This is a genomic window from Marinomonas sp. AWM4_232 (assembly GCF_056158325.1).
The window spans coordinates 1-6,459 of sequence record NZ_JBSWTA010000003.1; the positions used below are offsets into that span (position 1 = coordinate 1).

Genomic DNA, 6,459 nt, shown 5'->3' on the forward strand with positions numbered 1-6,459 from the left:
ATAAATAACAAAAGCGATAAACAACAAGATAATAATTAAAATAGTTATCGAAGCTGTCATTGCGATAGTGACTTGGGAAAAGTCTTTATCTGCCGCATTTTTAAATTTGTTGGCTTCATTGATCTGTAAATTAATCAGACCTTGATAACTTTCACTGAGAGGGTCAAACACGTCGTAAAGTTCTTTTACAAACACCTCATTAGGGATCGCTTTTAGCTGGTTACTGTTAACTTGGTTTAAAAACCTGCTAAGTTCACTTTCGACTACAGAGAGATTCTTTTCAACAATATTAACTAAGCGTTGTTCTTCGGAAGTGAGTTTTGTTGCTAAATAGCTTTTCCATTTATTGTCAGCAACATTCTTTGCGTTTTCAACTGCGGCTAGAAAGTCAGCTTTGGAGATTTGATCAGCGCGGTATTTATGAAATAAATCAACAATGTTAACAGCGTAATTGTCCGATACTGTTTTTATTTGCTCTAACGGAAGTACTCTGTCTCTATACAAACTATCAATTCCTTTGACCATATTAGACATCATCGACATCGTGAAAATAGATGTGATCACAAAAACAGCAACTGGTAACAAAGCTAAGACAGCTAATCTCGTACGAACAGTGTAGTTATTTAACATGAGCGAGCAAACTTTTGTAGGGACTTATTATTAAAACTAATAGAGAAATGGTTTTAAGCAAGTTTTTGCAATTGTTTGATGGGTTTTTCTTTTGATAGACCTCATTTAGTTAGTAAAGTCACCATATGCAGCCTTTATATTGTAGGCAACAAAGCCAATTTTCACGTTGGCTTTGTTTTGTTCCTATTTTTACATTAATGGCCGCGATTAGGCATTTGCCTTGGTATCTGTCTTTGTGTATTACGGCGCATTTGTTGACGCTGCATACCTTGCTGACGTGCTCTGTTCGCGCGATTTAATTGCTGCATACGATTTTGCTGCCTGTTTTGCATATGCTGACGCTGCTGTAATGCTTGTTTCGCTTTACTTTTATCTATGCTTTGCAATTTATTTTGCACTTGCTGGCGGTCAATGTTTTGTGCCCGATCTTTGATTTGTTGCTGTTTATCAGAAGGTAATGTTTGCCATTTTCCCTCAACACGTTGTTGCCATTTATCGGCATCATGCTTGAGCACGTTTCCATTTTTATCCGCAAACACGTTGTTTGCCTTATCGCGTTGGCTGATGGCGGTTTTTAAATCGCGTTTCACTTGCTGCTTTGAAGCTAGACGAGATTTACTTTTATCGCGTTTATAAATGTTATGTCTTGGCTGTTTATTAAGATGACCAGGTTTATGGCCGACATTAATTTTGTTACCAATATTGATGTTGCCATTATTAATAATAACAGGGCCGCGGTAACCACCGCCATACCAGCCATTACAGCAATGATAAGGTCGGTAATTTGTTGGCCAGCCGACATGCCAATTCATACCTAGATTCAAAAAGCCATTGCTCCAGCTCAAGCCAAACGACCAACCTGTCCAGTTGTTATAGCCAATATTAAAACCCCAAGTCGGTGGGCGAGGGTAGTAGTAGCCACCGCCCCAGTATGGCGGGTAATACCAACCCGTTCCATACACTGGCACGCCATAATAAGGGTATGACCACATGTAACCTGGGTAATAACCAACATACACCACCTCAGGAGTTGACTCGTATATCTCGACGTAAGTGACGTTGTAAACGGGGGAGCTTGGAGGAATTTTTGCTATGTCGTCTTTTGGAATGCTATCAGCAACAAGCCAAGGCCCTTGTGCGGAATCTGCATTAAACCACACCGCATTATCGACTGCATAATATTTGCCTTTAATTTGCAGCACTTGTGCATCGGTATTAATAGCATAAGAAACTTGCGTGCCCGGGATTCGTTCAAACTTAGGTTTGCCATCATAGTACACAGTTAAACTGGTATCTTTACGGCTGATAGCCGCTGTTTGCGGCACTTTTGCATCTAGTACAGCTTCGTCAGCTTCTTCTGTGCCGGCAACTGAAACTCTGAGGCCAGCTAAATCTGATTCAGGTGGGATATTGGCAAAGCTCTCTGGTAGTTCATCGCCACGAACAAATGTCCATGGGCCTGTTTGTTGTTTTGCGCGATACCAACGCCCAGATAACAAGACATACATGTTATTCGTTTGCATTTCACGTAGCCACGGTGTCTCAGTGTTAAACACATACATGAGCTCGCCACCGGTTAGAGCTTTTCCATTTAGCTGCGCCATCAGTGGCAATAAGTTCGGTGGGTTTAGTGGCTACAACAATGGCTGGTGGCGCACTAAGACCTGAACTTTCAGTATCTTTAGGGAGCATTTTTACAAGTTCGGTAGGTGGCGTTTGAGTGAATTCATAAGGCCCTTTGGCTTGTTTTGCCTGATACCAAAATTGCCCATCGGTGAGATAACAAAGTTTGCTTTTGCTATCTTTAATCACTGTCATGGCGGTGTTTAAAGCACGCTCATATTGGCTGTTTTCAACTTTACTAAACTTAGGTTCACCATCAAAACTCAGCAGTACCGACAGTTGCTCTTTGAATATAATCGTTGGAGGGTCGGTTTTTAATTGCGTTAAACTCTGCTCTGCTGCTTCTGCACTTTCAAGGCTGGCGGTGAGTTGCGAAAGCGAGGTTTCGAATTGGCTGGCTTTTATTGCTTCATTAACGACAGCAGTAAATTTTTGTTCGCCTGCATCTTTTGGATTCAGGCCAGCGTACATCGGTGACTGTCATATTGCGAACGGTGACGGTATCGTTTTCGCGGTCAGTATCTAATTTAGCGGTAAACCAAAATACGCCAAACACTGCGTCATTACCGGAAACCGAAAATGACATTGCTGCACGGGCTGTTAAGGTATTCCCGTTTAGTTTCTCGGGTTGTGGCTGGTAAACAATGAGTGTGCCTTGGGTTGTTTTTACTTGTTGAGGCCACTCAATAGCTTTGCTAAAAAATGAACATAAACATAAAGAAGAGAGTATTAATACCCTGAAGGCAGTGATAAAAGGTAGGAAGAGTTTCATGGTCAATCCTTGGCTAACGTAACTCTTTAAAGTATAGCCAATGGCATCGAAAACGCTTGAAAACAGCGCCTATTTTTAAAGCGTTAGCTTAGGCGCCTTGAGTTAAAAATTGCGAGCCCGCATTTAAGCCCATTTCATAGCCTGCACTGAGTTTTTCAAATGATTTCGTTGTTCGACCAACAGCAAAGTCGGGTGGTGGTGCAATAATATTAATTTTACAATCGCTTGGTGGGTTGGCAATAAAATCAATACTTTGATTGTAATTTTCTGCACGTCTTAAGGTGGCTTCTGCTAATGCCGGGGTGTTCTTATAAAGACGTTTTACAAACCACGGCGCTTTTGAAGGCTTTTTCTTATAGCCAAGAGGCTGAGATAAAATCACGGTGATTTCTTTATTGCCCATTTCGTATGCTTTACGAATTGGAATCGAATCTGCCACGCCGCCATCAGTGAGTTGTAAATTATCGATAACGGGGAATTCTCTATAAGCAATGGGTAGTGCGCATGAGGCTTTTAATTGCTCTTCAAGAAGTGTTGTACTTGCTTTTAAATACTCAGCCTGACCAGTTTTTATATTGGTTGTGACAATATAAAACTCACTGGCTTGTTTTTCGAAAGTGTCGAGATCAAGGCGAATATCACGCATGGTTTCTTGCCACAGCCAGTCTAAATCAAATAGGTGGCCACCTCTAATAAATCGAACAAAGTCGATGAACTCAGGTCTGCAAGAGTAATCGGTGATCACCGCATGGTTACGTTTGTATTGTGCGCACAAATAAGCGGCAATGTTAGTGGCTCCGGCAGAAACACCATAGCATTGAGTAAAAGGTTGGTAATTAGCTTGAATAAAAGAATCCAGTACGCCAGTGGCAAAAATACCACGCATTGCGCCACCTTCTACAACGAGAGCCCTGTTATTGTTCATTTTCGCAACCTTGCTTGTAACCGTGAATGCTTCTAACCATAGCAAACACGGTTACAAAACGAAATAGAGTTTTGACTCTAAGTGAAGTTTGACGCTAGCTGAGTTATATCGCCTCTACCCAAAGTACACCGACTTGTTTATCGGTGACTTTTACTGTGCTACCCGCCGCAATGGGAAAGTGACTTTTTAATTGCCATGTAATCCCCGAATACTGATGCGTGGTTAAACCTTTATCATCAACATCAGCGTTAACGACAAAGGTGAGCTCAGCAAAATCGCTTTGTATTGGTTTTGTATCGGTTTTATCTTGCATGCGTTTGAGTGGTTTCCAAAGCACGAGTGCAAAACCAAGAGTAAACACGATGTTGCTCCAAAGCGCGGTAGTGTAACTCGTATCAAGTAGACCTATATTCATTAGTAAGCCACTGGCAAATAAAGATAAGCCTAAAAACAGTAATACATAAGTACTCATACCTAGTACAGCAACTTCAACAATGAGCGCGATAACACCTATAATCATCAGTGCTTCGGCTAAATGGGTATCTAAAAATGCCATTAGCTCACCTAACTTTGTTGCTTTTTATTCAAAGAGTTAATAATAGACATGCCTTGAGCTACAAGCGAGCTTGCATCTGTGCCACTCTCTGGCAGTAATACTACAGATGACTCACGGGCAATGGCCTCTTTAGCAGCAATAGCTTTAGTAGCAAGGTCAAGTTGAATTGCTTTTTGGCCTTGCTCTGTATCGGCGGCTTCACCTACTTTACGAAGTGCATCAGCTTGTGCTTCAGCAACTGCGATAATCGCTTTTGCTTCACCTTCAGCGCGTAAAATTTGCTCGGCTTTTTCAGCTTCTGCTGCAAGGACTTGGGCTTGCTTTTTACCTTCTGCCACATTGATAGCAGACTGACGATCACCTTCTGATTCTAAAATTTGTGCACGTTTTACACGTTCTGCTTTCATTTGTGCTTCCATCGCTTCCATGACAGAGTTAGGTGGCACAATATCTTTAATCTCGTAACGTAAAACCTGAATACCCCAAGGCTCAGAAGCTTGGTTAATCGCGGTAACTATGTTGGTGTTTAACATGTCGCGCTCTTCAAAGGTTTTATCTAGCTCCATTTTGCCAAGCTCAGAGCGCATTGTTGTTTGTGATAGTTGAGTAACCGCAAACACATAGTCATCAACACCATACGTGGCTTTATAAGGGTCAAGCACACGGAAATACAGCACACCATCGACGATGAGCGAGATATTATCTTTCGTGATCGCCAGACTGCGAAGGTACATCTTGCGCTTGTTCTTTTAAACTGCGATCAGCGGCTATACGGTCAATAAATGGCACAATAAAGTTTAAGCCGGCTTCTTTAGTTGAATGGTACTTACCAAAACGCTCGATTAACCAAGCACGGTTTTGTGGTACAAATTTAACGCTGCTTTTTAGTAGCACTAAAACAAAAATTAGAAGAAAGACTTCTACATTTAACAACAGGTCTAAAACGCTAGAAATGGGATCCATGTACTTTCCTTAGATACAATTAAAATTATTTTTCACAGCTCAGATTACCACCACAAAGCAACCTGCGCCAATGATTTATAAGGCTAACGTTGTATAAAATTTATGTTGTAATACAAAGGGGATTTGATAGGTTATTATAGTTACCCAATTTGCAAGGACTGCAAAACGTCATGAAAAAAACATGGATAGCCCACCCTGATTTTAATAATGGTTCCCACCAAAGTGTTTACTCACACCTCACTGCTGTTGGTGAACTTGCTGCTACTTTTGCTGACAAGTTAGGATTTGCTGAACAAGGTCATCTTATTGGATTAATGCATGATTTTGGAAAATACAGCAGTGCTTTTCAAAACTATATGCAGCTTATTGTTACTGAGCAAGGAAAGTATGATCCTGATAATGACGAGGGAAGCGCTGAAAGTCTTACTAGCAAAAGCTTAAAAGGCAAAATTGATCACTCAAGTGCGGGATCACAGTGGGTTATTAATTCACTTTTTCCACATTACGTGAAAATAAAACAACAACACCCATCGCTTGCTCCTTATAGCTTAGCTATTACTCAAGCACTAAGTATATGTATTGCGTCACACCATAGTGGGCTGATTGATAGTTTGTCAGAGAGTGAGAATGTTTTTGCAAGCCGAATAAACAAGTCTGATGAACTTACCCATCAAAATGAATGCATAAAAAATGCTGATCCAGAGCTACTAACGCAGGCGCAGTCACTTACATGTTTTGAGTTTATTTTACGAAGCAGTCAACAGCTTAAAGGTATGTTTGATAAGTTCGAGCTTTCAGCAATTGAGCATGATTTCTACCTTGGTATGTTTACCAAAATGCTGTTCAGTTGCCTAATTGATGCTGACAGAATAGATAGCGCTGATTTTGAACAACCAAATAATAAGCCCGAACGCTTAGGTGCTGATCTCTTGACACTGCACGAGGAACTTAACCTTAGCAAGACGAACTGAACGAAGTACAGGTAATTTT

General features: G+C 41.0%; 7 protein-coding genes and 1 pseudogene. 1 reads left to right on the plus strand and 7 read right to left on the minus strand.

All coding sequences use genetic code 11. The annotated features are described in order from the left end of the window. The 7 genes and pseudogenes from ACXAC1_RS19735 to ACXAC1_RS19765 form a co-directional block, all read right to left on the minus strand. Positions 1-630: MCP four helix bundle domain-containing protein (locus ACXAC1_RS19735; protein ID WP_475063913.1), on the minus strand; the 630-nt coding region annotated here is incomplete at its 3' end. A 194-nt stretch (positions 631-824) separates the two neighbouring features. Further along, the gene (locus ACXAC1_RS19740; protein WP_475063915.1) at positions 825-2,192 is read right to left on the minus strand and encodes a hypothetical protein; all 1,368 of its coding nucleotides are present in this window, start codon (positions 2,190-2,192) and stop codon (positions 825-827) included. Beyond that, positions 2,179-2,724, minus strand: a complete 546-nt coding sequence (locus ACXAC1_RS19745; protein WP_475063916.1) for a hypothetical protein — start codon at positions 2,722-2,724, stop codon at positions 2,179-2,181. Before ACXAC1_RS19745 ends, ACXAC1_RS19740 begins: the two co-directional genes overlap by 14 nt. After that, positions 2,666-3,025: a hypothetical protein gene (locus tag ACXAC1_RS19750; protein ID WP_475063918.1), complete on the minus strand. Its 360-nt coding sequence runs from the start codon at positions 3,023-3,025 to the stop codon at positions 2,666-2,668. Before ACXAC1_RS19750 ends, ACXAC1_RS19745 begins: the two co-directional genes overlap by 59 nt. Before the next feature lie 88 nt (positions 3,026-3,113). Then, positions 3,114-3,950 (minus strand): patatin-like phospholipase family protein, encoded by an 837-nt coding sequence (locus tag ACXAC1_RS19755; RefSeq protein WP_166340745.1) that lies wholly within the window; start codon positions 3,948-3,950, stop codon positions 3,114-3,116. Between the two features lie 103 nt (positions 3,951-4,053). Then, positions 4,054-4,506 (minus strand): NfeD family protein, encoded by a 453-nt coding sequence (locus ACXAC1_RS19760; RefSeq protein ID WP_194441332.1) that lies wholly within the window; start codon positions 4,504-4,506, stop codon positions 4,054-4,056. An 8-nt stretch (positions 4,507-4,514) separates the two neighbouring features. Further along, positions 4,515-5,469: pseudogene (locus tag ACXAC1_RS19765) on the minus strand (SPFH domain-containing protein). A gap of 170 nt (positions 5,470-5,639) precedes the next feature. Here ACXAC1_RS19765 and ACXAC1_RS19770 point away from each other — a divergent pair. After that, positions 5,640-6,440: a CRISPR-associated endonuclease Cas3'' gene (locus ACXAC1_RS19770; protein WP_475063919.1), complete on the plus strand. Its 801-nt coding sequence runs from the start codon at positions 5,640-5,642 to the stop codon at positions 6,438-6,440. Positions 6,441-6,459 lie beyond the last annotated feature (19 nt).

Coding starts and splice junctions, on each gene's coding strand:
- ACXAC1_RS19740 (WP_475063915.1), bottom strand. CDS start 2,192: ATGTATGTGTTTAACACTGAGACACCGTGGCTACGTGAAATGCAAACG.
- ACXAC1_RS19745 (WP_475063916.1), bottom strand. CDS start 2,724: ATGTACGCTGGCCTGAATCCAAAAGATGCAGGCGAACAAAAATTTACT.
- ACXAC1_RS19750 (WP_475063918.1), bottom strand. CDS start 3,025: ATGAAACTCTTCCTACCTTTTATCACTGCCTTCAGGGTATTAATACTC.
- ACXAC1_RS19755 (WP_166340745.1), bottom strand. CDS start 3,950: ATGAACAATAACAGGGCTCTCGTTGTAGAAGGTGGCGCAATGCGTGGT.
- ACXAC1_RS19760 (WP_194441332.1), bottom strand. CDS start 4,506: ATGGCATTTTTAGATACCCATTTAGCCGAAGCACTGATGATTATAGGT.
- ACXAC1_RS19770 (WP_475063919.1), top strand. CDS start 5,640: ATGAAAAAAACATGGATAGCCCACCCTGATTTTAATAATGGTTCCCAC.